Here is a 26,267-nt window from a genome sequence, read left to right on the forward strand (position 1 = left end):
ATGCGAACCGACGACACCCGTCGCTGGCTGGCGCTCGGAGCGCTCGCCGTGGCGATGCTCACCATCGGGCTCGACGTCACCGTGCTCACGGTGGCCATCCCCACCCTCGCCGTCGACCTCGACGCGAATACCGCTGCGCTGCAATGGTTCAGCAGCGCCTACACGCTCGCCCTCGCCGCGCTGATGCTGCCCGCGGGTGCGCTGGGCGACCGCTACGGGCGCAAGAAGGTCCTGCTGTGCGCGCTCGTGCTGTTCGGCCTCGCCTCGCTGGGCTGTGCCTTCGCGACCACCGCCGGGCAGCTCATCGCCGCGCGCGTGGTGCTCGGTATCGCCGCGGCCGCGATGATGCCGCTGTCGATGGCGGTGATCCCGGTGCTGTTCACCGACCAGGGGCAACGCCAGCGCGCGCTCACGGTGTGGGTCACCTCGACCGCCCTCGGGTTGCCGCTCGGACCCGTCGTCGGTGGCTGGCTGCTGCGCAACTTCTGGTGGGGTTCGGTCTTCCTCATCAATGTGCCGCTGGTGATCCTCGGCACGCTCGCCGTCGTCTTCCTCGTGCCGGAATCACGCGGCGACAAGGCCTTTCGCATCGATCTGCCCGGTGCCGTGCTGGCGGCGGCCGGAATGCTCGGGCTCACCTACGGTTTCATCCGGATCGGCGAATACGGATGGGGTGAAGCGGCGGCCTGGGCGATGATCGTCGCCGGTCTCGGTGCGCTCGCCGCGTTCGGATGGTGGCAGCGAAGGGCCGCGCATCCGCTGATCGATACGGCGCTGTTCGCCTCGCCCGGATTCCGCTGGGGCACAGCTATTTCGCTGATGGTCAGCTTCGCCATGTTCGGCATGTTCTTCACCGTGCCGCAATACTTCCAGGCCGTCCTCGGCGTCGACGCGCTCGGCAGCGGACTGCGGTTGCTGCCGATGATCGGCGGGCTGGTGATCGGCAGCAGGCTGGTGGATCTGCTGCTGCCACGCTGGGGTATCCGGGCGGTGCTCATCGCCGGATTCCTTGTGCTCGCGGCCGGCATCGGCCTCGGCGCGCTCACCCGCGTCGACAGCGGTTACGGACTCACCGCCACGTGGACGACGATTCTCGGCGCGGGCATGGGAATGGTGATGCCCGCGGCCATGGGATTGGCGATGAGCGAGCTCGACACCGCGCGATCCGGTTCGGGTTCGGCGCTGCTGCAAGCACTTCGGCAGGCCGGCGGCACCATCGGTGTCGCCGTGCTCGGCACCGTACTCGCCACCGTCTACCGCGCCGATCTCGGCGAACTGAACCGGCCGCCGATCTCCGACGGAGTCAATGCGGGAGTCACCGCGACCGCACACGACCCCGTCGCACTGCGGGAGGTGCGGCACGCCTTCGTGCTCGGCATGGACACCATGCTCGGTGTGTGCGCGGTGGGATGTCTGCTCGCGGCTGTCCTGGTGGCGCTGGCCTTCGGGCGGCGCCACTCCGTGACAGCCGACGATGCGGCAGAATCGCTGCATGTCGGTTGAGACGTCGTTGCGCGCGCGGAAGAAGGAGCGGACCCGTCGAACCATCCGGCTCGAGGCGTTCCGCCTGTTCCGGGAGCAGGGCTACACCGTGACGACCGTCGAACAGATCGCCGCGGCCGCCGAGGTCTCCCCGAGCACCTTCTTCCGCTACTTCCCGACCAAGGAACAGCTCGTCATGGCCGACGACCAGGATGCGCTGATGATCGAGGCGCTGGCGGCGCAACCACGGGGTCAGAACCCGCTCACCGCGGTCCGCCGGGCCACCGAGGCGGTGTACGCCTCGATGTCGGCCGAGGATGCCGCCTTCGAACAGGAACGGCAGAAGCTGCTCTACCACCTGCCGGAACTGCGCTCGGCGATCGGCCTGGAATTCCAGCGAAGCATCGACCTGGCCGCCCAGTTACTCGCCGATTACACCGGCCGCCCCGTCGACGACTTCGAGGTGCGGGTGGCGGCCGGGGCGATGGTCGGTGCGATGCTGGGCATCGTCACCACCGGGCCGGTCGACGCGACCAAGGTCGGCCACGCCCTCGACCTGCTCGAGGCGGGCCTGCCGTTCGACGACGACAGGCCGACGACCTCCTAGTCGGCCTTGCCGTGCTGCACCGGGCAGCCGTGGGCCAGCGGGCCGAGCAGCTGGTTGTTGTCGTAGAAGTGCTCGAGCTCGACGATGCGCAGGTCCTCGGTGACGCGGGCGATGGTCACGCCGTACATCTCGATCTGCTCACCGGTGGGCTGGTGGCCCTTGTACTCGCCGTCGTACTTGCCCCAGTGCCGCCAGCGGAAGCTCACCGTCGGCGGGCCCGACAGCACCTCGAGCACCTCCCAGAAGAAGCCGCCGGGGAAGGCCGTGTGGAAGATCTTGTGCGAGGACTCGAAGGTCTCGTTCGCCGACTCGTAGTACGGGTTGTCGCCGATCAGGATGTTGTAGCTGCCGATCCGCGCGAATTCCTCCGCGTCCTGCCACACACCGCCGTTGACCCGGCCGCGGTACTGCTCGGCGACCACCGACAGCCAGGTGGCGGGGTCGGCCTTGTGCGAGACCTCCATCTCGAAGACCTTCACCAGGTCCTCGACGATGGCCTCGAGCGAACCGGGCGCGTGCTGGGCGACGCGCTCGCGGGGGATCACCTCGTGGCTCAGTTCGTAGTCGGGAACGTTGCCGCGCCACTGGTCGGGAGTCGCCGCGGCGATCACCGCCTCGCGGCCCTGCAGCCAAAGCGGGGCCTCCGGCTCGGGATTCTGATCGTCGCGCGTATCAGTCACGTCCACAGTCATATTCGGTCTACCCGACCCTTTCGCAAAGCTTGAAGAACGGGTCGAACCTACCGCCGCGACTTTGCCCGCGCGCACCGTGGTCCCATTATGTGAGACGCGCGGAATTGCCAAGTATATTCTGCGCCAACGGTTTACAGCCGACTATGCGGCGGGGTGGGCACGCCCGCCGAGTCGAGCCGGGGTGTCGTCGTCCATGGTCGCGAAGAATTCGCCGAGCACGTCCACGAGCTGATCCACCGAGTCCGCACAGAACAGCACCGGCTGATAATGGGTGATGTCGTAGCTGATGGTGCCCATCTGCGCCACGTCGAGCGGGCGCAGCGTCGCCTGGCGGAATTCGTCGATCTCGCCGTAGGACGACAGCAAACCCGCCCCGTAACAACGGATCTGTCCGTCTTCGCGAACCACGCCGAATTCCAGCGAGAACCAGAACACGTCGGCGAGGAACTTCAGCGCGGCATCGGTCTCCAGCCGCCCGACCGCCGCGCCGACGGTCTCGTACAGACTCGCGAAGCGCGGACTCGCCAGCTGATTGGCGTGCCCGATGATCTCGTGGATCGCGTCGGGTTCCGGCGTGTACAGCGGGGCCGAATGGTGGCGGATGTACTGGGTGGAGTGGAAGGTGCGGTCCGCGAACGAACCGAAGAACTCACGCAGCGGAACCAGCCCGGCGGCGGGCACGTACCGGAAACCGGTGAGTGGATACAGCAGCCGCGAGACCTCGTCGAGCTGGGGGATGTGATCGCGCGGCAGGGCGAGCCGGGCGGCCGCCTCGCGCACCTCACGGCAGGCGTACACCTCGTGCTTGCGGGCCAGCTCGGCCGAGGCGATCCGCCAGACCTGCTGCTCGTCGTCGGTGTAGTCGATGTTCGGGACGTGGTTGCCCGGCTGGTAGTCGAGGGCGAGCGCGGCGATGGCATTGCGCCTGGCGCGGTAGTGCTCGTCGTCGACGCCGGGGTGGTCGTCACTCAGGTGCACAGTGACGTCGCCGTCGCGCTCGCGCGTCACCGGCGAATACAGCTGGGCCTCGGTGAACATGCCTCAAGGCAAGCACCGCTGGCGCGGCGCGACAACACACCGGTGCGCAACTACGCAAACTGCACAGTTCGCCCGCCCGAATTCGGTAACGACGCGGTGAAACGGCGGACGCGCCGACCGCGCATCGCGCAAGATTGCGTTTGTACCCGAGGAGGATGCTTGCGAAGCCTGCGGATAGATCTCGATCAAGAACTGCTGGATGCCGCTGCCGAGATCATGGGCACGGCCGACAGCAACACCACCGTCAACGAGGCATTGCGGCGGATCGTCGTGCACGAGCGCCAGCTGCGCAACCTCGAACGGCTGATGGCCGACTCGGTGTTCAGTCCGGAACCGCACGATATCGACACGGATTCGCCCGCGGTGGCTGAGCGGTAGCCGAACCTGTCGGTGCCCTCTGCGAGTATCGGTCTCGTCACCGATGACGTAGGGGGGAATGTGTCGGTACCGATCGCGAATCTGCCCGTCGCCCAGCGCCCGCGTGAGCGTTTGCTCGCGCTCGGCCCACACGTGCTCACCGACGCCGAATTGCTCGCGCTGCTGCTCGGTCAGGGCACGCGCGGGCAGTCCGCACTCGAACTCGCCGCCCACCTGCTCGCCGAATACGGCGGTCTGGCCGAACTCGCCGCCGCCCGCCCCGAGGAGCTGGCATCGCAGGCCGGGATCGGCCCGGCCAAGGCCGCCGCCGTGATCGCGGCGTTCCACCTCGGCACCCGTTCGCGAACCAGCGAACCGGTACCGAGGCTCACCGCACCCGACGACATCGCACGCGCCGCCGCCCCGCTGTTCGCCGGCGCCCGCGTGGAACGCCTGCTCGTCCTGATCTGCGACACCCAGAACCGCCTGCGCCACCGGGTTTTCGTCGCCGAGGGCGCCATCGACCACGTAGCGGTCCCCGTCCGCGAAATCCTCAACACCGTCCTGCGCCACGACGGCCGAGCCTTCGCCGTAGTCCACAACCACCCCTCCGGCGACCCCGCCCCCAGCCCGGACGACCGCCGAGCCAGCACCCTCCTGTACCAGGCCGCCGCCACAGTCGGCCTCCGCTACCTCGACCACGTCGTCATAGCGGGCGAGAACTGGGCGAGGGCCGCACCGTATCCGTGACCGTCTTCGCCACGTCAGCCGGTGTAGCCGAAGACCGGGTAGTGGTCGCTGTAGTCGGTGTAGGTGTAGGTGGTGCCGTCGGCGGTGACGCTCCAGCTCGGGCTCTTGGCTCGACGGGTTTCGTTGACATAGCGGTCGGGCACCGGGTGGCCCTTGATGGGAAGCACGTAATCGAGGTGCTCCGAGGCGTATTCGGGGCCGTACTGGTCGCGGCAGACGGAATTGTCCGCGCAGTCCCAGGAGAACTCGTGACCGGTGTGCTGGGGGCCTACGGCAGCGAGATCGGCCAGCATGGCGCCGTATTCGGGGCTGGCTTCGATCACGTTCATATCGCCCGCGACATACACCGGCTCATCGGCCGGAATCCGCTCCGCGGCGAGGAAGGCCTTGATCTGTGCGCGCTGTTTCGCCCGCACCTGAGCGGGCTGGCCCAAGCTGCACCCGTCGTCCTCGGACTGCATGTGCGTGCCGATCACGTGCACCGGACCGCCGGGCGCGGCGAGCTTCACATACGCGAAGCCCTTGTTGGAGAACCAGTCCGCGCCACACGCGTCCTTGTATACGAACTGCACCTTGCGGCTGATCGGCCACCGGCTCGCGATCGCGACACCGCCGTCCTCGGGGGTGGTTGCGGAGTACGAGCCCTGGGTGGCGTCCCAGCCGGAGCGGGTGCGCCCGACCACCGGGGTCTGATTCGGGAAGTCCCGCTTCAGGTTGTTCAGCAATTGGTCGCCCGCCTCGTTGTGGAACAGCTCTTGAAGCACCACGACGTCCTGCCCCGCGAGGACGTTCTGCTGCGAGATGAGGTCGGCGCGCTGCTCCTGTCCCCAGTTCGGGTAGAGCGCCTCGGCGAGCATGAAGACGTTGTAGGAGGCGATCTTCGGATCTGACTTCGGCGCCGCATCCGCGGGGACGGCGACGGGCAGGAGGGCGGCTGCGCCACAGACCACGGCGAGTGTCAATCGTTTGAACATGAGGCAGTTTGGTCACATGACCAGTTCTGCGACGACCGCTAGAGCGTCCCGACATCGAATCGTTACACGGAACGTAAATTTGTAAGCCCTGGTTCAGGACCTGTTGGTGCCGAGTGCGGCCTATCGATACCGGGCGGCCGCGTCGAGGACGGCGGTGCGATACGAGCGGCCGAACAGGACGGCGTGAACCAGGAGCAGGGGAAGTTGATGGAGTGGGATGCGCTCCTGCCAGCCCGCCTCGAGCTGATGGATTTCGTTGTAGGCGGCGATGATTCGGGAGAGGTGGGGCGCGCCGCCGAAGAGGAAGAGTGTGGCCAGGTCGGTTTCGCGGTGGCCACCGTGCGCGGCGGGATCGATCAGCCATGGGGTGTCGGGCGGGCCCCAGAGAATGTTGCCGGGCCAGAGGTCGCCGTGGATTCGGGACGGCGGTTCGGCGGGGGCTTCGAGGTGGATCGACTCGACGGCAGTGGTGTCGGCCGGGTCGAGTGCGCCCGCGTCGACGGCGAGGCGCAGGAGCGGAAGAATTCGGCGCTCTCGGAACCAGGTCGGCCAATCGTGGCCGGGGGTGTTGTCCTGCGGCAGGCTCCCGAGGTAACCGTCGACGGGAGCGCCGAATTCGGCCGTGCCGGCGTTGTGGAGACGAGCCAGTCCCGTGCCGAATCGTTCGGCGGCGGCCGGGGAGGGTTCGGCATGGTCGACCCATTCCATGAGCAGCAGGTCGTCGGAGACGGCGTAGACCTCGGGGATCGCGACACCGCCCGCCTCTCGCAGCCAGCGCAGGCCGCGTGCTTCGGCTGCGAAGAATCCCGGCGGTGCGGCAGTCGGCGTGCCGTCGGTAGGCGCGGCCGAGATACCGCCGGGCCAGGTTTTGAGGAACAGCTGGGTGCCGTCGTCGAGGCCGACGCGCTCGGCCACCGCGATCGACCCACCGCCGACCGGGGTGGTGCGCAGGCGCTGATGCGCGAGGAAGGTCGGCAGCAGGTGCGGGTTGGCTCGCAGGTACGGCAAGTCCACGCCGCCATCTTGCCCAGCGGAGTCGGCGCGCGCACGGATTCGCCTCATCTTGTCGCCCACGTTTCATAAACAGGTATTACTAAAACCTGTTCACAAATGGGCGCGGCGTGGTTTCATCGATCCGAACGTGTTCTACATCACGTTATGGAGTCAGCCGAAGGAGACACCGTGACCAGCACCGATATCCCCGCGGGATTCGATTTCACCGATCCCGACCTGCTCGCCGAGCGTCTGCCGATCGAGGAGTTCGCGCAACTGCGGCGCACGGCGCCGGTCTGGTGGTGCGCGCAGCCCGACCGGGCCAGCGGCTTCGACGACGGTGGCTACTGGGTGGTGTCGACGCTGGCCGACATCAAGGAGATCTCGAAGAACCCCGAGGACTTCTCCTCGCACGAGAACACCGCCATCATCCGGTTCAACGAGGAAACCACCCGCGAGCAGATCGACATGCTCGCCAACATGCTCATGCTGAACCTTGACCCGCCGCAGCACACCAAGATCCGGCGCATCGTGTCCAAGGGATTCACTCCCCGCGCGGTGGAGAACCTGCGTGCCGCGCTCACCGAACGGGCTGAACGCATCGTCTGGGAGGCCAAGAAGTCCGGCCGGGGCGATTTCGTGCAGCAGGTCGCGTGCGAGCTGCCCCTGCAGGCCATCGCCGAACTGCTCGGCGTGCCGCAGGAAGACCGGATGAAGCTGTTCGACTGGACCAACCAGATGATCTCCTACGACGACCCGGAGTTCGAGGGCAATCATCACACCGCCACCGCCGAGGTGATGGGCTACGCCTGGAACATGGCCGAGCAGCGGCGCGGTTGTCCGGCCTCCGACATCGTGACCCAGCTCGTGAACGCCGATGTCGACGGCGAGCACCTCGGCTCCGACGAGTTCGCGTTCTTCGTCATCCTGCTGGCGGTGGCCGGCAACGAGACCACCCGTAACTCGATCACCCACGGCATGAAGGCCTTCGTCGACAACCCTGAGCAGTGGGAGATCTACAAGGACCAGCGGCCGCGCACCGCGCCCGACGAGATCGTGCGCTGGGCCACCCCCGTGACCGCCTTCCAGCGCACCGCGACCCGCGACCTCGAGTTGGGCGGACAGCAGATCAAGAAGGGCCAGCGCCTCGGATTGTTCTACAGCTCGGCCAATTTCGACGAGACCGCTTTCACCGACCCGTTCCGATTCGATGTGCTGCGCAACCCCAATCCGCACGTCGGGTTCGGTGGCACCGGAACCCACTACTGTGTCGGCGCGAATCTGGCCCGCCTGGAGATCGACCTGATGTTCAATGCTCTTGCCGACGCGATGCCGAATCTGCGTCAGGTCGCCGAACCGGTGCGCTTGCGCAGCGGCTGGCTCAACGGCATCAAGCGGTGGGAAGTCGAATACTCTTGAGCCCGAACAGTAGCGAGGGGGTGGCTGGTTGACGGGCAAGGCGCGCGGGCGGGCGCCCGTCGTGGCCGACGCCGATATCCGGCGGGTCGCGCGGGGGCTGCTGGCCGAGCACGGCCCCGACGCGGTCACCCTGCGGGCCATCGCGCGCGAACTCGGCGTCACCGCGCCCGCGCTGTACCGGCACTACGACTCCCGCGACGAGCTGATCGAGCGGTTGCGCGTGGAATTCTGTGCCGACCTCGCCGACAACCTGTCGGCGGGCATCGCGGACCTGCCCGACGACGGCGCGGTGCAGTTCCTCGCGATCTGCCGCGGCTTCCGCCGGTGGGCGCTGGCCAACCCCAGGGAATTCACCCTGGTGTTCGCCTCGCCCACCTCCAGTCGCGCCATGCTCCGCCGCTTCGACGAACCCTTCGGCCGGATCTTCCTCGCGGCCGCGGGCCGGTTGCTGGCCAGTTTCGAGATCGCCACCCCGCCCGGCGAATCCATCCCCGTCGAACTTCGCGACGACCTGATCGACTTCCAGACCGAACTGCTCGCCATGCTCTCGGATTCGGGCCAGAAGTTCCCCGCCGAGAAACTGGATCTCGGCGTGACCTACGTGATGGTGCAGACCTGGGTTCGCCTGTTCGGGCACGTCACCCTCGAGGTGTTCGGCAACTTCCCCATTCCCCTCACCGACCCCGAAGTCATGTTCGACACCATGCTCGCCGACCTGGCCCGCACCACCGGTTTCGCGTAGTCACCGCTGGGCGGGCACGCGATCCCGTGCGGCCGGAGCGAGTGAACCCGTCGCCCAGATCGCGAAGCCGATGTACAGCAGCTGTTCCGGGATGCGCTGCCACAGGGGAGACGCGGGTTCGCCTGCGAAGGTGACGTTTTCGACGGCCGCGTAGATGTTGGCGGGCAGCAGTAGTACGAACAGTGGCACCAGTGCCCAGCCCGCGATCCGGCGCGTCCGGGTGGGGACCAGGCCGACGGCCGCGAGCAGTTCCAGCACGCCGGTGAACAGCACCATGAATCCGGGGAACGGAACGAACGACGGCACCATCGCCACCAGGTCGCCGTAGTTGGGCATCACGGTGACGCTCGACGGCATGAAGTGGGCGGAACCGGTCATCATCAGCATGACGGCCAGTGCGTGCGCGGCAGCTGCCGACCAGGTGGCGAACCGGCTGACGCCCAGCGCACCCAGTGCCCGGAAGCCGAGGAGCGAGACGAGAAGAACGACGACGATCACGGCGACTCCATAGTAGATAGTGACACTGTCTATTATGGATAGTATCGCTATCTATTACTTCGTCAAGTCTGCCCGCGCAACCTGCTGCCCCGCGATTAGTTCGGTAGCCGCGCACCGTCGTAGTAATCGACACACTCACCGCTCACCGAGGAGAAGTACCGATGAGGAAGATCACCGCCGGTCTGTTCATGTCTCTCGACGGCGTGATCGCCGACCCACAGGACTGGCATTTCCCCTACTTCGACGACGCCATGGGCGCCGCGGTCGACGCCCAGCTCGGCAGCGCCGACACCCTCCTGCTCGGCCGGGTGACCTACGAAAGCTTCGCCGGCGCATGGCCCGCCCGGGAAGCCGAGGGCGGACCCGACGCGGCGTTCGCGGAAAAGCTCGGCGACGCCCGCAAACTGGTGGTGACCCACGAGGACCGCGACTTCCCGTGGCGCAACTCCGAGCGCCTCGACGGCGAACTGACCGCCGCCGCGGCCGAGCTGAGGAATGGGTCGGGCGGGGACATCGCGATCAGCGGCTCGGTATCGGTGGTGCGCCAACTCCTGGCCGCAGGACTGCTGGACGAACTGCACCTGCTGGTGCACCCGATCGTGGTCGGCAAAGGGGAGCGGCTGTTCGAAGACGGGACGACGATCCCCCTCCGCCTGCTCTCCTCGCAAACCTTCGACACCGGCGTACTGCACCTGGTCTACACCAAGGATGCCACCGCCCCGAGCGGGTCATACGAGGACGCCAAAACCCATCTCGCCCAGGAAGAGTGACGGCAAAGGCCGCCTCCATCGAAAGATGAAGGCGGCCTTTGTGGGGGCCGGGGAGGTCAGCGGGCGAAGAGGAGGGCTCGCTTGACTTCCTGGATGGCCTTGGTGACCTCGATGCCGCGGGGGCACGCGTCGGTGCAGTTGAAGGTGGTGCGGCAGCGCCAGACACCTTCGACGTCGTTGAGGATGTCGAGACGCTCGCGGGCGCCTTCGTCGCGGCTGTCGAAGATGAAGCGGTGGGCGTTCACGATCGCGGCCGGGCCGAAGTAGCTGCCGTCGCTCCAGTACACGGGGCAGGAGGTGGTGCAGCAGGCGCACAGGATGCACTTGGTGGTGTCGTCGAAGCGGGCGCGGTCGTGCTGGGACTGGATGCGCTCGCGGGTCGGCTCGTTACCCGAGGTGATCAGGTACGGCTTCACGGCACGGAACGCGTCGAAGAACGGTTCCATGTCGACGACGAGGTCCTTCTCCACCGGCAGGCCGCGGATCGGCTCGACGGTCATGGTGAGGGTCTTGTCGCCCTTGGGCAGCATGTCCTTCATCAGGACCTTGCAGGCCAGCCGGTTCACACCGTTGATCCGCATCGCGTCGGAACCGCACACACCGTGGGCGCAGGAACGCCGGAAGGTCAGGGTGCCGTCCAGGTAGGACTTGATGTAGATCAACACGTTGAGGAAGCGGTCGGTCGGCAGGACCGGCACCTGGAACGAATCCCAGTACGCGCCCTTGTCGTTCTCGGTGCTGAACCGGGCCACCTTCACGGTGACCATGACCGAGCCCTCGGGAACAGGCGCGGGCTTCTGCGTGGTTGGTTCTGCTACAGCAGTCATCAGTACTTACGCTCCATCGGCTCGTAGCGGGTCTGCACCACCGGCTTGAAGTCGAGGCGGATCTCGGAGATGAGTTCCGGGCCCTCCTTGTACGCCATGGTGTGCCGCATGAAGTTCACGTCGTCGCGATCCGGGTAGTCCTCGCGGGCGTGGCCGCCGCGCGATTCCTTGCGGTTGAGCGCGCCGACGACGGTGACCTCGGCCAGCTCGAGCAGGAAGCCCAGCTCGACGGCCTCGAGCAGGTCGCTGTTGTAGCGCTTGCCCTTGTCCTGCACCGTGATCCGGGTGTAGCGCTCCTTGAGCGCGTGGATGTCGGTGAGGGCCTGCTTGAGGGTGTCCTCGGTGCGGAACACGGCGGCGTTCATGTCCATCGTGTACTGCAGTTCGGTGCGGATGTCGGCCACGCGCTCGTTGCCGTGGTCGGACAGGATCAGCGCCAGCCAGTCCTGCACCATCTGCGCCGGGTTCTCCGGCATCTCGACGAACTCGGTGCGCTGGGCGTACTCGGCGGCGGCGATGCCGGCGCGACGGCCGAACACGTTGATGTCGAGCAGCGAGTTGGTGCCGAGACGGTTCGCGCCGTGCACGGACACACACGCGCACTCACCGGCGGCGTAGAGGCCGGGGACCACGTCGGTGTTGTTGCGCAGCACCTCGCCACGGATGCGGGTGGGGATACCGCCCATCACGTAGTGGCAGGTCGGCATGACCGGCACGAGCTCCTTCACCGGGTCCACACCCAGGTAGGTGCGCGCGAACTCGGTGATGTCGGGCAGCTTCTCCTCGAGCACGTCCTCGCCGAGGTGGGTCACGTCGATGTAGACGTAGTCCTTGTTCGGCCCGGCGCCGCGGCCTTCGAGCACCTCGAGCACCATCGAGCGGGCGACGATGTCACGCGGCGCGAGATCCTTGATGGTGGGGGCGTAGCGCTCCATGAAGCGCTCACCGGAGGCGTTGCGCAGGATGCCACCTTCACCACGGACCGCCTCGGAGATGAGGATGCCCAGGCCCGCGAGGCCTGTCGGGTGGAACTGGTGGAACTCCATGTCCTCGAGCGGCAGGCCCTTGCGGAACACGATCGCCATACCGTCACCGGTCAGCGTGTGCGCGTTCGAGGTGGTCTTGTACATGCGGCCCGAGCCGCCGGTGGCGAACACGATCGACTTCGCGTGGAAGACGTGGATCTCGCCGGTGGCCAGCTCGTAGGCGACGACGCCGGTGGCGACGGGGCCACGGTCGGACTCGGTCATCACCAGGTCGAGCACGTAGAACTCGTTGTAGAACTCGACGTCGTGCTTGACGCAGTTCTGGTAGAGCGTCTGCAGGATCATGTGACCGGTGCGGTCGGCGGCATAACACGCGCGACGCACGGGCGCCTTGCCGTGGTCACGGGTGTGGCCACCGAAGCGACGCTGGTCGATCTTGCCCTCGGGCGTGCGGTTGAACGGCAGGCCCATCTTCTCCAGGTCCATGACCGCGTCGATGGCCTCCTTGGCCATGATCTCCGCGGCGTCCTGGTCGACGAGGTAGTCACCACCCTTGACGGTGTCGAAGGTGTGCCATTCCCAGTTGTCTTCTTCGACGTTGGCCAGTGCGGCGCACATGCCGCCCTGGGCCGCGCCGGTGTGGCTGCGCGTCGGGTAGAGCTTGGTCAGGACCGCGGTACGAGCCCGGGGACCGGCCTCGATCGCCGCGCGCATGCCCGCGCCACCGGCGCCGACGATGACGACGTCGTAGCGATGTTCCTGAATCGGACGGGATTCACTCATGCGAGGTGGCCTGTTCCTAACCGGTGATGTTGGGGTCGAAGGTGAAGATGACGTAGGTGCCCACGCTCATCACCAGGATCATCGAGACCACGAGGATGGTCTTGAGCCAGAACCGGGTGGAGTCCTTGCGGGAGTAGTCATCGATGACGGTGCGCAGACCGTTGCCGCCGTGCAGCTGAGCCAGCCACAGCATGGACAGGTCCCAGAACTGCCAGAACGGGCTGGACCAGCGACCGGCGACGAACGCGAAGTTCAGCCGGTTCACGCCGCCGTCGATCATCAGCATGATGAACATGTGGCCGATGACCAGCACGATCAGGAACAGGCCCGAGATGCGCATGAACAGCCACGCGTACTTCTCGAAGTTGCTGTTCGCCTTGCCGCGGGGGGCGCGGGGGGCGTCGAGGCTGGCGGGGCGGTCGTAGGACTTGCCGAGGACAGGTGCAGACATATCAGTGCTCCGTCAGCAGGTAGAAGAACTGGCGGCCGACGCCCGCGGCGGAGACCAGGATCCAGATGGTCAGCACGACCCAGAGCATCTGCTTCTGGAAGCGCGGACCCTGCGACCAGAAGTCGACGAGGATGACGCGGACGCCGTTGAGCGCGTGGAACAGTACGCAGACGACGAGGCCCATCTCCATGAGCGCGACCAGCGGGTTCTTGTAGAGCTCGATGGCTTCGTCATAGGTGTTCGGGTTCACCCGAACCAGTGCCGTGTCCAGCACGTGCACGAAGAGGAAGAAGAAGATCGTGACACCGGTGATCCGGTGCAGCGCCCAGGACCACATGCCGGGGTCGCCGCGGTACAGCGTCTTCCGCTTCGGCTGGGCCGGAGCCGGAGCTTCTATCGTGGTCATAGAGTGCGGTGCCTCCAACGTCGTTGATGGACCCGGTCACAGATCCGACGCCGGCTGCGTGGAGAGGCAAATGCCCAGGTGGCTGCGCTGTATTCTCGAGCGCTGGCCCGCCGCCGGGAACCTGAACCGATCTTCGGCTGACTCTAATCCTCTCTGTTTCGCGGAACTAATTCGGCGTGCCGTGCGTTGTGCACGAATCGGCCGAGTTAGGTTTACCTTTCTCGATGCCGAATACTGGTGTCCGAGCCCTCGCGCGGACATGTTCGGCGGTATCGGCTGGAGGTTCGCGATGTCCGAAATCGACTGGAATACCTTGCGCGACATGGCAATTCGCGTAATGGGTAGCGCGTATGCCCCGTACTCGGGTTTCCCGGTCGGTGCTGCGGCTCTCACCGTGGATGGTCGAATTGTGAGCGGTTGCAATGTGGAAAATGTCTCATATGGACTAACCCTGTGTGCCGAATGCGTACTCGTCGGTAACTTATTCGGGTCGGGTGGGGGACGCCTTGTGGCGGTATCGGTGAGCGATTCCCGTGGGGAAATCCTGATGCCGTGTGGGCGGTGCAGGCAGCTGCTGTTCGAGCACGGCGGGGGCGAGCTGCTCGTCGACCATGCCGAGGGGCCCAAGACGCTGAGCGAGCTGTTGCCGTACGCGTTCGGGCCCGATGATCTGGCGGCCGGGCAGCGCTGATCGCACCGGTCGACCAGTGACCGACCCGAACGAGGGTGATCGGGTCCTGCTCCGAGCCGATGGCGGAACGGCGGAGGCTCGCTCGGCGTGCGGAGTGCCGCGGCCGATGTCGCGTGCCAGACTGGCCGCATGACGGCACTGGACGCGGTATCGATCATTCGGGGCAAACGGGATGGCGGCGAGCTGTCGGACGAACAGATCGACTGGGTGGTCGACGGGTTCACCCGGGGAATCGTGGCCGACGAACAGATGTCGGCCCTGGCGATGGCCATCTTGCTCCGTGGCATGAACCGGCGCGAGATCGCGCGGTGGACGGCGGCGATGATCGGTTCGGGGAGCCGGATGAACTTCACCGACCTGCCGCGGCCCACCGTCGACAAGCATTCGACCGGTGGCGTCGGCGACAAGATCACCCTGCCGTTGGCGCCCCTGGTGGCGGCCTGTGGTGCGGCGGTGCCGCAGCTGTCGGGGCGCGGCCTCGGGCACACCGGCGGCACCCTGGACAAGCTCGAGTCGATCCCCGGCTGGCAGGCCGACATCACTGTGCCCCGCATGCGCGAGATCCTCGCCGACCCCGAGATCGGCGCGGTGATCTGCGCGGCGGGCGCCGACCTCGCTCCCGCCGACAAGCGGCTGTACGCGCTGCGTGATGTGACCGGGACGGTCGAGTCGATTCCGCTGATCGCCAGCTCGATCATGAGCAAGAAGATCGCCGAAGGGACCGCGGCGCTGGTGCTCGACGTGAAAGTCGGGACCGGGGCGTTCCTGAAGACCCTCGACGAGGCGCGCGAGCTGGCCGCCGTGATGGTCGAACTCGGGCGAGATGCCGGCGTGAAGACCGTCGCGTTGCTGACCGCGATGGACACCCCGCTCGGCCGGACCGCCGGCAACGCGCTCGAGGTCGCGGAATCGGTCGAGGTGCTGGCCGGAGGTGGGCCCGCCGATGTGGTCGAGCTGACGCTCGCCCTGGCTCGCGAGATGGTGGCCCAGGCCGGGCTGCATGTCGACCCGGCCGAGGTGCTCGCCGACGGTCGGGCGATGGATCACTGGCGGACGATGATCCAGGCACAGGGCGGCGACCCCGATGCCCCACTGCCGACCGCGCGGCATACCGAGACGGTGCGGGCCGAGACGGCCGGTGTGTTGACGCGGCTCGATGCGATGGGCGTGGGTCTGGCGGCCTGGCGGCTCGGTGCCGGCCGCGCCCGACAAGGCGAGCAGGTCCAGGCGGGCGCGGGTGTCGAGATGCACGCCAAGCCCGGCGATTCGGTGGCGATCGGCCAGCCCTTGTTCACCCTGCACACGGACACGCCCCAAGCGTTCGCGGGAGCGTTGGAAGCACTCGACGGTGCGGTGGGGATCGAACTCACCCCGGAGAGCAAGCCGGGGGAGCTTGTGCTGGGACGGGTCGATTGAGGTAATAGTCGTGGCCGCGTGGCCACGATGGGGAGGTTCGTTGTGTCGGTGGTCGCGGCGGGAGCGGCCGACAACGGGAGGCGGACGGCGGCGGTCGCGCGGGTGCTCGCCTTCATCTCGGCGCTGATCGCGTTCGCGATCGCCGGGCTGATGATTTTCGACGCCGTCAGGGTGGTGAACGAGCCGATCGAACCGGATCAGGTGGACTTTCGGCTCGTCACGGGCGTGATGCTGGTGATCATGGCCGCGATCGTCGCTCCGGTCGGCGTGCTGAACCTGATCGGCGCCCGCCTGCTCGGCCGCCGAAAGCCGCGCGGACGGACGTTGGTACTCACCGGGTCGTTGCTGGGCGCCGTGGTGGCATTCATGGTCGGCGCCGTCGCGCCGGTGGTGGCTTGGGTGTCGGTGATCGTGCTGTTCATTGTCACGGCGGTTGCGGCTGCGCTACCTGGGACCAAACGCTGGGTCCAATGCGCGCCATCGCCGAGTGAGTCGGGGGAGTCGGTGCTAGGGCAGGTGGGCTGAGGGGGTGCGGTAGGTGGCGGACACAGGTGGTGTGGCGGGGAGTGCGGTAGGTGGCGGGCTCGAGTAGCGCCGTGCGGCTGGAAAGGGGGAGTGGCGGGCTCGAGTGGGGCGGTGGGTTGGTGGTGCGGTAGGTCTCCTCGGGGAACTGGGCTGCCGGGATCGGTGGGTCCAGCTAACGTTTGGATATGACTGGACCGGCGCCCCTCGACCTTGCTTCGATCCGACGTGCACCCAAAGCCCTGCTGCATGACCACCTCGATGGTGGTCTGCGGCCGGAGACAGTGCTAGAGCTCGCCGCCGAGTGCGGCTACGACCAACTACCCGCGCAGGATGCCGAGAGTTTGGGCGCGTGGTTTCGCGACGCCGCCGACAGCGGGTCGCTCGAGCTGTACCTCGAGACGTTCGCCCATACCGTCGCGGTGATGCAGACACCGGAGGGATTGCGGCGGGTGGCTCGCGAATGTGCCATCGATCTGGCCGCCGACGGGGTGGTCTACGCCGAGGTGCGGTTCGCACCCGAGCAGCATCTGGAGAAGGGGCTCACGCTCGACGAGGTGGTCGAGCACACCCTTGCCGGATTCCGGGAGGGGGAGGCGATCGCGGCGGAGCAGGGCAACATCATCCGGGTGACATGTCTGCTCACCGCCATGCGGCATGCCGCGCGCTCCCGGGAGATCGCGGAGCTCACGGTGCGCTTCCGCGACAGCGGGGTCGGTGGGTTCGACATCGCCGGGGCCGAGGCCGGGTTCCCGCCCACCCGGCACCTGGACGCTTTCGAATATCTGCGAGTCAACCACGCGCACTTCACGATTCACGCGGGGGAGGCGTTCGGATTGCCGTCGATCCACGAGGCGCTCGCCTTCTGTGGGTGCGACCGTCTCGGGCACGGCGTGCGCATCACCGACGACATCAGCGTGCCGGGCGACATCGAGGAGGCCCAGCTCGGGATCGTCGCCAACTACGTGCGTGACATGCGGGTGCCGCTGGAACTGTGCCCGTCGTCGAACGTGCAGACCGGTGCGGTGCCCTCGCTCGACAAGCACCCCTTCGACCTGCTGGCCCGGCTGCGATTCCGGGTCACCGTCAACACCGACAACCGGCTGATGAGCGACACCACCATGAGCCAGGAGATGCTCAAACTGGTGGAAACCTTCGGCTACGGCTGGAGCGACCTGGAACGCTTCACCATCAACGCCATGAAGTCGGCGTTCATCCCGTTCCCCGATCGCCTGAAGATCATCGACGAGATCATCAAACCGCGCTACGCGGTCCTGGTCGGATGACGAAGAAGGGTGGCACCTCGTCGGTGCCACCCTTCTCGTCTTGCTACTCGCTGACCAGCCGTGCTTCGAACGTGCGTTGCAGTTCGCGGAACTGCTGGGCCTCGGCCGTGAACGGCGGGTTCGGGGCCAACCGGTTTGGGTCCGGGTTGAGCAGGTAGGAGACGTACCAACCCAGCGGGTTCGACGCGGCAAGCGCCTGTTCCACGCTGTCGTCGTCGGCGTAATCGGCTGCGTCGGTGAACAATTCGACGGCGAGGTCGAGCTGTTCGATGTCGACGGCCTCCGGTCCCTCGGCCAGGTCCTCGACGAGACCGGTGAGCACGTAGACGTTCTCGTCGCTCACCTCCACCTCGAGTGAACCGTCGACCGCGGCGGTCTGCACGTCGCCGAAGGTCGATACCCGGGCCAGCTCGTGCTCGTGGTCGTCGGCCAGGTAGCGGGCAAGCGCGCGCTCGGAACCGAACACCGTGATGGTGCGGCCGTTGCCGAGGAAGATCGGCTCGTCGTCGAGGTAGCAGCGCAGGGTGAAGTGCTCACCGTCGGAGGTGACGATCTTGACCGGGTCGATGCCGACCTCGTGCCAGAAGGTCTCGTCCTCGTCGTCGGCGGTGAGGTCGACGCTTTCGAACTCCTCGTCCTCCTCGACCACGTCGTCGGCGTCGACCACGTTCTCCTCCGCGGCCAGCAGTTCGGCCTCGGCGACCTCGACCGCCGCGGCATCCACCTCGGGGGTGGTGACGATGCTGTCGATCGCGTCGAGCACGTCGTCCCAGCCCTTGACGATGGCGGCACCGACCTGGTCCCACAGCTCCTCGCCGTCGCGCCCGGTGAAGGTGCCGACGCCGTTGGCCAGCACGCCGAGCACCGGGTTGTCGTCGAAGAACGTCGTCACCACGTCGAGCTCGCACACGTCGCCGATGTTGCGAACCATCGCCAAGGTGTCCTCGAGTTCGCCGACCACCTCACCGTCGGGTTCGCCCGCGGCCAGCTCGGGCACGGAGACCAGGTCGAAGGTGAAGTTTTCCTCCGGCTCCAGTTCGGCGGCCGACAGGCCGGCGACCACCGCCCACGACGGATGCTCGACGAGGTCGTTGTCGGTGTCGGTGCGGATGAACGCGGCCAACTCCGCAACGGACTCGAAACCGTAGAGGTCGTCCTCGTGTCCGAGGAACGCCATGTACTCGTCGTCACCGTCGCGCCAGCGCGGTGCCCACAGGGTGACGAGATCGCCATCGGTCAGACCGAGCTCGATCGGGACGATGTCTCCAGAAGCCATGACGCGAAGCCTATCGAGCTTCAGCGCCGCGCACTATCCGGCCCGGGTGCTAATTCCCCCGGCGGGTGTGCAGTGCCGCCGGTGAGCGATTCGTTCAGTGTCGCAATGATGTTGGAGCGCGCTTCGCCCGCGGTCTCGGTGGCCTGCCTGCACGCCGACAGGATCAGCTGCGCGGCATCCGCCGGCGGCAGGGCCGTGATGCCCTCGTCCAGGCGCAGATCGACCAGCGCGCCGTCGCTGTTCACCTCGGCGGTGACCAGCCCGTCCTCGGTGGTGAACTTGCCGTTGACCTGCTTCAACCCGTACAGCGCCGCCTCGAGTGCCTCGAGTTTCTCGGTCACGCCCGCGACCAGGGCGTCCATTTCCGCGCTCACAGGGGCCTCATCCAGCTCGTCTGACCGGTGTCGGCGTCGTCGATGCGGTCGAGCTCGTCGACGGCCTGACGCCGGGTCGGCAGGTTCATCTTGTCGAGCAGGGCATCGGGGATGCCTGCCTGCTCGCTGTACACCTCGCGCAGGCGCGCGGCGGCCGCGATGGTCGAACGCCTGGTCAGGCGAAGGATCTCATCGGCGAGCGCCTGCGCGCCGTACTGGTATTCGCTGCGCTCGAACTTGAGCGCGATCGGCAGCCCCATGCTGGTCGCCCGCACCGAGATGGTGCCCGACCGGTTGGTGCTGACCGCGGTTTCCACATTGGGAACCTCGGGGATCGGGGTTTCGCTCATGAGGTAGGCCTGTAGAAGCCGTAGAACTCCATGCCACTGTTCTCCGTTCGGATCGAACTGATCGAGACCGGGTCGCCCGCCTCGACGAGCTGCCCGTTGCCGACGACCATGGCGACGTGGCCGTCCCATACGGCCAGGTCACCGGGCATCAGGTCACCGGGTGACACCTGTGGGTGTCCGATGTGCTGTTCCTGGGCCAGGCGGGGGAGCTCCACCCCGGCCTCGCCGTAGGCGTACTTGGTGAGACCACTGCAGTCGATGCCCGAGCCCGGGTCGTTGCCGCCCCACACGTACGGGGTGCCGACCGCGCCGATGGCCGAGCGCACGGCCGTGGCGGCCTCCTCGTTGGGCGCTTCGACCACGCTGCCGTCGGGCAGGGTGACCTTGACGCCGGTGCCGGTGGAGCCCGTGGACGACCCGGTGGGGGTCGAGGTCTTGCCGTTGTTGGTCGAGTTGCCCGTGCTCGTCCCGCCCGTACTGCTCGAGTCGCCACCGCCCATGGCCGTCGACAGGCCCGACGACACCGCGCTCAGCATCGAACCGCCCGCGCTCGTCGCGGTGGACAGCAGCGTGGAGGCGGCCGAAGTCGACAGGTTGGCGGTGTTGGCCAGCGGAGTGCTCGACGGCGCCGGGGTGAGTTCCTTGATGGCGGCGGTCTGGGTGCCGAGTTCGTCCTGCACCCGCCCGACCACGCCCATGCCCTGGCCGATGTGGTCGATCGCCGAGGCGACGACGGCGGTGAGGCCCGCCGGGGTGGCCAGGACCGGGCTGAGCGCGGAGACCTCGGTGAGGAAGGAATTGACGATCCCGTCGAGTTCCTTCTGCCCGGTCTGCACATACGCGGCGGCCTGGTCGACCACGGTGGCCATCTCGTTGCCGGTGTCGGACAGGGTGGCCGAGGAGGTCTGCACGCGCAGCGCCTTCGAGGTGACCGCGTCGACGGCCAGACCGTCCCAGGCGGTGTTCACGGCGTTGATGCCGGTGCGGCCGAGCTGATAGATCTGGTCGATCTCGGCAGAGGTGCTGCGCAGGCCGTCGGACGCGCCGCCGGTGCCGAGGACACCGCTACCGAAGCTGGACAGCAGGTCGTACAGGGGTTGAGCCAGTCCGCTGAGGTCGATCATGCGAGTTCGCCCGCTGCCGATTCGATGGCGGCGGCATTGCCCGTGTCGGTGTCGACGAGGGTGGTCGCGGCGCCGGCCGTTGCGGTGCCCATGCTGGCCATCACGGCCGAGAGTTGGGCGATCGCGGCGACGTGACCGGCCTGGGCGGCGGCGTAGGCGGTGACGAAATCGCCGCCGATGAGTCCCATCACCGGACCGAGCAGAGCCGGGTTCGATGCCACCGATGCGGCCGCCGCCGTGGCGAATTCGGTGGACATGGTTCCGGCGGTCGCACTATAGGCGACGATGCCCTCGGCATCGGCCGACATCTTTACCATCGAACTTCCCCCAATCCTCGAGTTCCCGGGCAGAGTACGTCATTCACATGATTCGACGCACCGGCTCCGCGTTCGGTTCCCTCTTCCGCGAAATTTCCCCAGCGGACGCACCGGAAGCGCGTGGGTGACCCTATCGTTTTTTCATGCGCACCGACACCGTCGACCATCCGCTCGCCGCCACTCTGCTGAGCACGATGCGAGACGCCCGCACCGACAACGCCACCTTCCGCAACGCATTGGCCGACCTCACGGGCATTTTGATGTACGAGGCCCTGCGTGACGCGCCCGTCGTCCGCGAACCGATCAACACGCCGGTCGCCGTCACCGACGGTGTCCGCCTGGCCGCCCCACCGCTGCTCGTCCCGGTCCTGCGCGCGGGCCTCGGCATGGTCTACGCCGCCGCCGATCTCGTGCCCCAGGCCCGCGTCGGTTTCGTCGGCATCGCCCGCGACGAGGAAACCCACCAGCCCGTCCCGTACCTGGAATCCCTGCCGACCGACCTGACCGACCTCCCCGTCTTCGTCCTCGACCCGATGCTCGCCACCGGCGGCTCGATGATCCACACCCTGGAACTCCTCGTCGCCCGCGGCGCCACCGACATCACCGCCGTCTGCGTCGTAGCCGCCCCCGAAGGTGTTGCCGCCCTGTCCGACTCGGGCCTGCCCGTCCGCCTCGTCACCGCCGTCGTCGACGAGAAACTCAACGAACACGCCTACATAGTCCCCGGCCTCGGCGACGCGGGCGACCGCCAATTCGGCCCCCGCTGAAACCGAGTGTTAAGGAAGCTCGAGCGCTCGGCAGAAGTCGGCCAGGTCATCGAGTCTTGCTGTGGCGGCAGCGCGGGCCTTCGGTAGGTCGGCGCTGTCCGCGACCCGGGCGAAGACCTCCAGGTAGCACTTCAATTTCGGTTCGGTGCCCGAAGGGCGGACGACGATGCGGAAGTCGTCGGCCTCGAAGATCAGTGCGTCCGTGCGCATTCGGCCGCGGACCTGGGCTTGATCGGTGAATTTCACCGGTGTGCCCGCGATCTCGACGGGTGGATTCGTGCGAAGGGCCGCCGCGAGGGTGGTGGCTGCCGCTTGGTCGGGCAGACGCAGCGATACCTGACCGCCGACGTGGAGGCCGAATTCGACCGCGTAGGAATCGAGTTCGTCGAGGAGAGTGCGGTCCTGCGTCTTCAGCAGGGCGACCAGATCGGCGGCGGCCACCGCGGCGGAGATGCCGTCCTTGTCGCGCACTGTCGACGGGTCTACGCAGTGGCCGATGGCTTCCTCGTAGGCGTACACGAGTCCGTTGCCTGCCCTGGCCAGCCATTTGAAGCCGGTGAGGGTCTCGGCATAGCGAGCTGAACGGGCGGCCGCCAGCTTCGAGAGCAGGCGCGAGGAAACGATTGTCGTGGCGACGAGCGGGTCCGCGGAAGCGGTGCGCAGCACGTAATCGGCGAGCAGCACACCGGTTTCGTCGCCGCGCAGCATACGCCAGCCGTTCGGTCCCGGCACGCCGACGGCACACCGGTCGGCATCGGGATCCAGGGCGATCGCCACATCGGCGCCCACCCGCTCGGCGAGTGCGAGCAGCAGATCGGCCGCTCCCGGCTCCTCGGGGTTGGGGAATGCGACGGTGGGGAAGTCGGGGTCGGGGGCGAACTGTTCGTCGACCACGTGCACGTCGGTGAAGCCCGCGGCGTGCAGCGCCCGCACGGCGAGGTCACCGCCCACACCGTGCATGGCCGTCAGGGCGATCCGCGCCTCGGCCCGCGCCCCAGGACCGCCCAGCACACCGGGCAGTTCGGCGACCCGCGCCAGGTACCGGTCGACCAGTTCGGCCCCGGACGGTGAAACAGGCTCCCGCTCAACCGGTTCGACGACCTTCTCGATGTACTGCTCGATCTCGGTATCGGCCGGTGCGATGAGCTGCGAGCCACCGTCGAGATACACCTTGTACCCGTTGTCGGCGGGGGGATTGTGCGAGGCGGTGATCTGCACGCCCGCCACCGCACCCAGCTCGCGCACCGCGAACGCCACCACCGGCGTCGGCACGGGCTCGGGCAAGAGGGTCACGGGAAAGCCCGCGGCCGTGAAGATCTCGGCGGTCGCGGTCGCGAATTCGGCGGAACCGTGCCGGGCATCGCGCCCGACCACCACCGCACCGCCGCCGAGACACCGCGCCCGCAACCAGTCGGCCAGGCCGGCGGTCGCCCGCGACACGGTGGTCACGTTCATCCCGTCCGGTCCCTCGCGCAACGGGCCACGCAGGCCCGCGGTCCCGAAGCGCAGCATCTACACCCGCTCCAGGATGCCGCGCAGCAGCTTGCCGAGCCGGGGCGCGGCGGCCTGCCCCTCGGCCAGCACCTCGGCATGCGAGAGATGCTCACCGGTGACCCCGGCGGCCAAGTTGGTGACCAGCGAGATGCCGAGCACGCGCGCCCCACGCGAACGCGCCTCGATCGCCTCGAGCACTGTCGACATGCCGACCAGGTCGGCGCCGAGAGTGGCGAGCATGCGGATCTCGGCGGGCGTCTCGTACTGCGGCCCGAGCAGCCCGGCGTACACGCCTTCACCGAGCGAGGGGTCGAGTTCCTTTGCCAGCGTGCGCAATTCGGGGTCCCAGGCGTCGACCAGGTCGACGAACCGCGCCCCTTCCAGCGGGGTGCGCGCGGTGAGGTTCAGGTGGTCGGCGATCAGGACCGGCTCGCCCACCCGTAGCCCGCCCCTGATCCCGCCCGCGGCATTGGTGAGCAGCACGATCTCCGCACCGGCCGCGATCGCCGCCGACACCGGGTGCACCACCTGCTGGGGCGTGTAGCCCTCGTACAGGTGCTGACGGCCCATCAGCAGCAGCACATTGTTGTCGTTGACGGTGACCGAGTGCACCATCCCGCCGTGCCCCTGCGCGCTCGGTCTGCCGAAGCCGGGCAGGTCAGGCATGGCGATCGAGGCATGCGGCGCGCCGATCTCGGCCGCGGCCTGCTGCCACCCCGATCCGAGCACCACGGCCACGCGATGACGCGGCACTCCCGTACGTTCGGCGATAGCCTCGGCGGCCTGTTCGGCAAGCATGGTGGACAGCCTATTAGCCCCGGCGCGGAAACGGTGCCGCGTGGCTGCACGGAATCCGCCTACCCGCGAGTAGGGCAGGGTTCAGGTGCGGTTTATTCTGCCCGTATGCCGTATTTGGAGCGCTCTGGTGAAGTTTTCGTCCTGTACCTCGGTGACGAGGGGCAGACCGACAACGAGAACCGTTTCTCGCCGGACTGGATCGACGCCTTCCACGCCGAACTCGACAAGGTCGAGGCCTCCGAGGGTGCCGCGGCGCTGGTCACCGTCGCGACCGGCAAGTTCTACAGCAACGGCCTCGACACCGATTGGGTGTTCGCCAACCTGGACAAGATCCACGGTTACCTCGACCGCGTGCACACGCTGTACACCCGCCTGCTGACCTTCCCGATGCCGACCGTCGCCGCGATCAACGGTCATGCCTTCGGCGCGGGCGCCATGCTCGCCTCCGCGCACGACTTCCGGGTGATGCGCGGCGACCGCGGCTTCTGGTCGCTGCCCGAAGTGCACCTCGGCATGCCCTTCACCATCGGCATGAACGCGCTGCTGAAGGGCCGCCTCAGCAATCAGGTGTGCGTGCAGGCGATGACCACCGGGCACCGCTTCGGCGCCGACGAGGCGATCGCCGCGGGCATCGTCGACGCGAAGGCCGACGCCGACGAGGTGCTGCCCACCGCCGTCGCCCGTGCCGCCGCGCTCACCAGCCTGCGCAAGCCGATCACCCCGATCATCAAGACCTCGCTGCACGCGGAGACCCTCGCCGCGCTCGCCACGCCGGTGACCCCGGAGAACCTGCCCTTCGGCAACTGAGGTCCTTCGCCGGTGCGCCCGGGTGGAGCACTGATGCGAGACTGAGTGCATGGCACCCTCGCGTACCGGCGAATTCTCGGCGACCGCAGCCGATACCGCGATCCTCGCGGCTTCGGACGAGCTGATCGGGTTGTCGCACGCCATTCACGCCGAACCCGAACTGGCCTTCGACGAGACCCGAAGCGTCGCCAAGGTTCTCGCCCCGCTACGCGCCCGTGGCTTCGAGATCACCACCGGAATCGCCGGGCTGCCCACGGCCTTTCGCGCCGTCTACGGCAGCGGCCCGCTCACGGTCGGCATCTGTGCCGAATACGACGCGCTGCCCGAGATCGGGCACGCCTGCGGGCACAACATCATCGCCGCGTCCTCGACCGGCGCGGCGCTCGGCCTGGCCGAGGTGGCCGATCAGCTCGGCCTCACCGTCGTCGTGCTCGGCACGCCCGCCGAGGAGAGCGGCGGCGGCAAAGTACTCATGCTCGAGGCGGGCGCCTTCGACGACATCGCGATGGCGATGATGGTCCACCCCGGCCCGGCCGACATCGTCGGCGCCCGATCGCTGGCGCTGGCCGACCTCGCCGTCACGTTCCACGGCCGCGAGGCACACGCGAGCGCCGCGCCGGAACTCGGCCTCAACGCCGGCGACGCGATCACCGTCACCCAGGTTGCTCTCGGCTTGCTGCGCCAGCATCTGCGGCCCGGCCAGCAGCTGCACGGTATAGTGTCCGACGGTGGTGTAGCCCCCAACATCGTGCCCGGACGTGCGGAGTTGCTGTACTACCTTCGCGCTGCCGACGCCGCGTCCCTGGACGACCTGATGCGCCGGGCGAAGGCATGCTTCGCGGCGGGCGCCCTGGCGACCGGCTGCACCCACGACATACGGACGCTCGCGCCCACCTATACCGAGCTCACCCCCGACCCGGTTCTCATCGCTGCCTACCGCGCGCAGATCACCGGTTTGGGACGGGTGCCGATCGCGCCCGAGCTCGAGGTGCTGCGACCGCTCGGGAGCACCGACATGGGCAACGTCACCAACGTGATCCCCGGCATCCATCCGGTGATCGGCATCGACGCCGGTGGCGCGGTGACCCACCAACCGGACTTCGCGGCGGCCGCGGTGAACGCCTCGGCGGATCAGGCCGTGATCGACGGTGCGCTCGCGCTCGCGCGTACCGCTGTCGCGATCGCGCGCGATGAAGTACACAGGGACAGGTTGTTGCAACGTCTGATCGAACGACAGGAGGACATTCGGTGAGTATTTCCGGCCATTCGG

30 protein-coding genes are annotated in these 26,267 nt (G+C 67.6%); 14 read left to right on the forward strand and 16 right to left on the reverse strand.

The features are described from left to right. Nucleotides 1–1,503: an MFS transporter gene (locus tag LDL21_RS25225; protein ID WP_225282033.1), complete on the forward strand. Its 1,503-nt coding sequence runs from the start codon at nt 1–3 to the stop codon at nt 1,501–1,503. Next, entirely contained in the window at nt 1,493–2,089 is a 597-nt protein-coding gene (locus LDL21_RS25230) for a TetR family transcriptional regulator (protein WP_225282034.1), read from the forward strand. Before LDL21_RS25225 ends, LDL21_RS25230 begins: the two co-directional genes overlap by 11 nt. On the opposite strand, the gene LDL21_RS25235 is transcribed toward LDL21_RS25230, so the two are convergent. Together LDL21_RS25235 and LDL21_RS25240 are read right to left on the reverse strand one after the other, a co-directional pair. Beyond that, on the reverse strand, nt 2,086–2,769 hold the full coding sequence (locus LDL21_RS25235; RefSeq protein WP_225282035.1) for an ester cyclase: 684 nt from the start codon (nt 2,767–2,769) through the stop codon (nt 2,086–2,088). The genes LDL21_RS25230 and LDL21_RS25235 overlap by 4 nt on opposite strands. Before the next feature lie 153 nt (nt 2,770–2,922). Then, complete coding sequence (locus LDL21_RS25240; RefSeq protein ID WP_225282036.1) at nt 2,923–3,819, reverse strand: phenylalanine 4-monooxygenase; 897 nt, start codon at nt 3,817–3,819, stop codon at nt 2,923–2,925. Between the two features lie 159 nt (nt 3,820–3,978). Here LDL21_RS25240 and LDL21_RS25245 point away from each other — a divergent pair, with 159 nt between their 5' ends. Together LDL21_RS25245 and LDL21_RS25250 are read left to right on the forward strand one after the other, a co-directional pair. Next, nucleotides 3,979–4,197, forward strand: coding sequence for a type II toxin-antitoxin system VapB family antitoxin (locus LDL21_RS25245; RefSeq protein ID WP_067641359.1), 219 nt, complete (start codon nt 3,979–3,981; stop codon nt 4,195–4,197). 60 nt (nt 4,198–4,257) lie between these two features. Continuing rightward, entirely contained in the window at nt 4,258–4,926 is a 669-nt protein-coding gene (locus LDL21_RS25250; protein ID WP_225282037.1) for a JAB domain-containing protein, read from the forward strand. A 14-nt stretch (nt 4,927–4,940) separates the two neighbouring features. Here the strand turns inward: LDL21_RS25250 and sph are convergent, their stop codons facing one another. Both sph and LDL21_RS25260 read right to left on the reverse strand, forming a co-directional pair. Further along, a complete protein-coding gene (gene sph / locus LDL21_RS25255) occupies nt 4,941–5,900 on the reverse strand; it encodes a sphingomyelin phosphodiesterase (RefSeq protein WP_225282038.1) in 960 nt (319 codons plus the stop codon). Nucleotides 5,901–6,020: 120 nt separating this feature from the next. Next, nucleotides 6,021–6,914, reverse strand: a complete 894-nt coding sequence (locus tag LDL21_RS25260) for a fructosamine kinase family protein (protein WP_225282039.1) — start codon at nt 6,912–6,914, stop codon at nt 6,021–6,023. A 144-nt stretch (nt 6,915–7,058) separates the two neighbouring features. Here LDL21_RS25260 and LDL21_RS25265 point away from each other — a divergent pair, with 144 nt between their 5' ends. Together LDL21_RS25265 and LDL21_RS25270 are read left to right on the forward strand one after the other, a co-directional pair. After that, complete coding sequence (locus LDL21_RS25265) at nt 7,059–8,312, forward strand: cytochrome P450 (RefSeq protein WP_220139255.1); 1,254 nt, start codon at nt 7,059–7,061, stop codon at nt 8,310–8,312. Between the two features lie 28 nt (nt 8,313–8,340). Further along, entirely contained in the window at nt 8,341–9,054 is a 714-nt protein-coding gene (locus LDL21_RS25270; protein WP_225282040.1) for a TetR/AcrR family transcriptional regulator, read from the forward strand. Here the strand turns inward: LDL21_RS25270 and LDL21_RS25275 are convergent, their stop codons facing one another. Further along, nucleotides 9,055–9,552, reverse strand: coding sequence for a DoxX family protein (locus tag LDL21_RS25275; protein WP_225282041.1), 498 nt, complete (start codon nt 9,550–9,552; stop codon nt 9,055–9,057). It lies immediately after the preceding gene. 161 nt (nt 9,553–9,713) lie between these two features. Between LDL21_RS25275 and LDL21_RS25280 the strand changes: the two genes are divergently transcribed. Beyond that, nucleotides 9,714–10,322, forward strand: coding sequence for a dihydrofolate reductase family protein (locus LDL21_RS25280; RefSeq protein ID WP_225282042.1), 609 nt, complete (start codon nt 9,714–9,716; stop codon nt 10,320–10,322). A gap of 56 nt (nt 10,323–10,378) precedes the next feature. On the opposite strand, the gene LDL21_RS25285 is transcribed toward LDL21_RS25280, so the two are convergent. From LDL21_RS25285 to sdhC, 4 genes are read right to left on the reverse strand one after another with little or no spacing between them, the layout of a single operon-like run. Then, a complete protein-coding gene (locus tag LDL21_RS25285; RefSeq protein ID WP_067490793.1) occupies nt 10,379–11,149 on the reverse strand; it encodes a succinate dehydrogenase iron-sulfur subunit in 771 nt (256 codons plus the stop codon). Further along, complete coding sequence (gene sdhA / locus LDL21_RS25290) at nt 11,149–12,918, reverse strand: succinate dehydrogenase flavoprotein subunit (RefSeq protein ID WP_220139230.1); 1,770 nt, start codon at nt 12,916–12,918, stop codon at nt 11,149–11,151. Before sdhA ends, LDL21_RS25285 begins: the two co-directional genes overlap by 1 nt. 16 nt (nt 12,919–12,934) lie before the next feature. Continuing rightward, nucleotides 12,935–13,369, reverse strand: coding sequence for a succinate dehydrogenase hydrophobic membrane anchor subunit (locus LDL21_RS25295; RefSeq protein WP_181697572.1), 435 nt, complete (start codon nt 13,367–13,369; stop codon nt 12,935–12,937). A gap of 1 nt (nt 13,370) precedes the next feature. Further along, on the reverse strand, nt 13,371–13,775 hold the full coding sequence (sdhC, locus tag LDL21_RS25300; RefSeq protein ID WP_181697571.1) for a succinate dehydrogenase, cytochrome b556 subunit: 405 nt from the start codon (nt 13,773–13,775) through the stop codon (nt 13,371–13,373). Between the two features lie 289 nt (nt 13,776–14,064). Here sdhC and LDL21_RS25305 point away from each other — a divergent pair, with 289 nt between their 5' ends. From LDL21_RS25305 to LDL21_RS25320, 4 genes are all read left to right on the forward strand, one after another. Continuing rightward, complete coding sequence (locus LDL21_RS25305) at nt 14,065–14,466, forward strand: cytidine deaminase (RefSeq protein ID WP_225282043.1); 402 nt, start codon at nt 14,065–14,067, stop codon at nt 14,464–14,466. Between the two features lie 129 nt (nt 14,467–14,595). Continuing rightward, the gene (locus tag LDL21_RS25310) at nt 14,596–15,882 is read left to right on the forward strand and encodes a thymidine phosphorylase (protein WP_225282044.1); all 1,287 of its coding nucleotides are present in this window, start codon (nt 14,596–14,598) and stop codon (nt 15,880–15,882) included. A 42-nt stretch (nt 15,883–15,924) separates the two neighbouring features. Further along, nucleotides 15,925–16,407: a hypothetical protein gene (locus tag LDL21_RS25315; RefSeq protein WP_225282045.1), complete on the forward strand. Its 483-nt coding sequence runs from the start codon at nt 15,925–15,927 to the stop codon at nt 16,405–16,407. Nucleotides 16,408–16,592: 185 nt separating this feature from the next. Next, the gene (locus tag LDL21_RS25320) at nt 16,593–17,690 is read left to right on the forward strand and encodes an adenosine deaminase (protein WP_181697567.1); all 1,098 of its coding nucleotides are present in this window, start codon (nt 16,593–16,595) and stop codon (nt 17,688–17,690) included. Between the two features lie 43 nt (nt 17,691–17,733). Here the strand turns inward: LDL21_RS25320 and LDL21_RS25325 are convergent, their stop codons facing one another. The 5 genes from LDL21_RS25325 to LDL21_RS25345 are packed head-to-tail and all read right to left on the reverse strand — an operon-like array spanning nt 17,734 to nt 21,131. After that, entirely contained in the window at nt 17,734–18,966 is a 1,233-nt protein-coding gene (locus tag LDL21_RS25325) for a SatS C-terminal domain-containing protein (protein ID WP_225282046.1), read from the reverse strand. Nucleotides 18,967–18,986: 20 nt separating this feature from the next. Further along, entirely contained in the window at nt 18,987–19,340 is a 354-nt protein-coding gene (locus LDL21_RS25330; protein WP_225282047.1) for a YbaB/EbfC family nucleoid-associated protein, read from the reverse strand. Continuing rightward, entirely contained in the window at nt 19,337–19,690 is a 354-nt protein-coding gene (locus tag LDL21_RS25335) for a hypothetical protein (protein ID WP_067490779.1), read from the reverse strand. Before LDL21_RS25335 ends, LDL21_RS25330 begins: the two co-directional genes overlap by 4 nt. Continuing rightward, nucleotides 19,687–20,814: a C40 family peptidase gene (locus LDL21_RS25340; protein WP_225282048.1), complete on the reverse strand. Its 1,128-nt coding sequence runs from the start codon at nt 20,812–20,814 to the stop codon at nt 19,687–19,689. The genes LDL21_RS25335 and LDL21_RS25340 overlap by 4 nt, the downstream gene beginning before the upstream one ends. Then, nucleotides 20,811–21,131, reverse strand: a complete 321-nt coding sequence (locus tag LDL21_RS25345) for a hypothetical protein (RefSeq protein WP_067490775.1) — start codon at nt 21,129–21,131, stop codon at nt 20,811–20,813. Before LDL21_RS25345 ends, LDL21_RS25340 begins: the two co-directional genes overlap by 4 nt. A gap of 143 nt (nt 21,132–21,274) precedes the next feature. Here LDL21_RS25345 and upp point away from each other — a divergent pair, with 143 nt between their 5' ends. After that, nucleotides 21,275–21,898 (forward strand): uracil phosphoribosyltransferase, encoded by a 624-nt coding sequence (gene upp, locus LDL21_RS25350; RefSeq protein ID WP_067641384.1) that lies wholly within the window; start codon nt 21,275–21,277, stop codon nt 21,896–21,898. 9 nt (nt 21,899–21,907) lie between these two features. On the opposite strand, the gene LDL21_RS25355 is transcribed toward upp, so the two are convergent. Together LDL21_RS25355 and LDL21_RS25360 are read right to left on the reverse strand one after the other, a co-directional pair. Beyond that, a complete protein-coding gene (locus LDL21_RS25355; RefSeq protein ID WP_225282049.1) occupies nt 21,908–23,410 on the reverse strand; it encodes a phospho-sugar mutase in 1,503 nt (500 codons plus the stop codon). Beyond that, nucleotides 23,411–24,190: a purine-nucleoside phosphorylase gene (locus tag LDL21_RS25360; RefSeq protein WP_225282050.1), complete on the reverse strand. Its 780-nt coding sequence runs from the start codon at nt 24,188–24,190 to the stop codon at nt 23,411–23,413. 105 nt (nt 24,191–24,295) lie between these two features. Here LDL21_RS25360 and LDL21_RS25365 point away from each other — a divergent pair, with 105 nt between their 5' ends. Both LDL21_RS25365 and LDL21_RS25370 read left to right on the forward strand, forming a co-directional pair. Then, the gene (locus tag LDL21_RS25365) at nt 24,296–24,997 is read left to right on the forward strand and encodes an enoyl-CoA hydratase-related protein (protein ID WP_225282051.1); all 702 of its coding nucleotides are present in this window, start codon (nt 24,296–24,298) and stop codon (nt 24,995–24,997) included. Nucleotides 24,998–25,046: 49 nt separating this feature from the next. Further along, nucleotides 25,047–26,249, forward strand: a complete 1,203-nt coding sequence (locus LDL21_RS25370; RefSeq protein WP_181697561.1) for a M20 family metallopeptidase — start codon at nt 25,047–25,049, stop codon at nt 26,247–26,249. Nucleotides 26,250–26,267 lie beyond the last annotated feature (18 nt).

Origin of the sequence: Nocardia rosealba, from assembly GCF_020216065.1 — a bacterium.
In the GTDB taxonomy this organism is placed as follows: Bacteria; Actinomycetota; Actinomycetes; order Mycobacteriales; family Mycobacteriaceae; genus Nocardia; species Nocardia rosealba.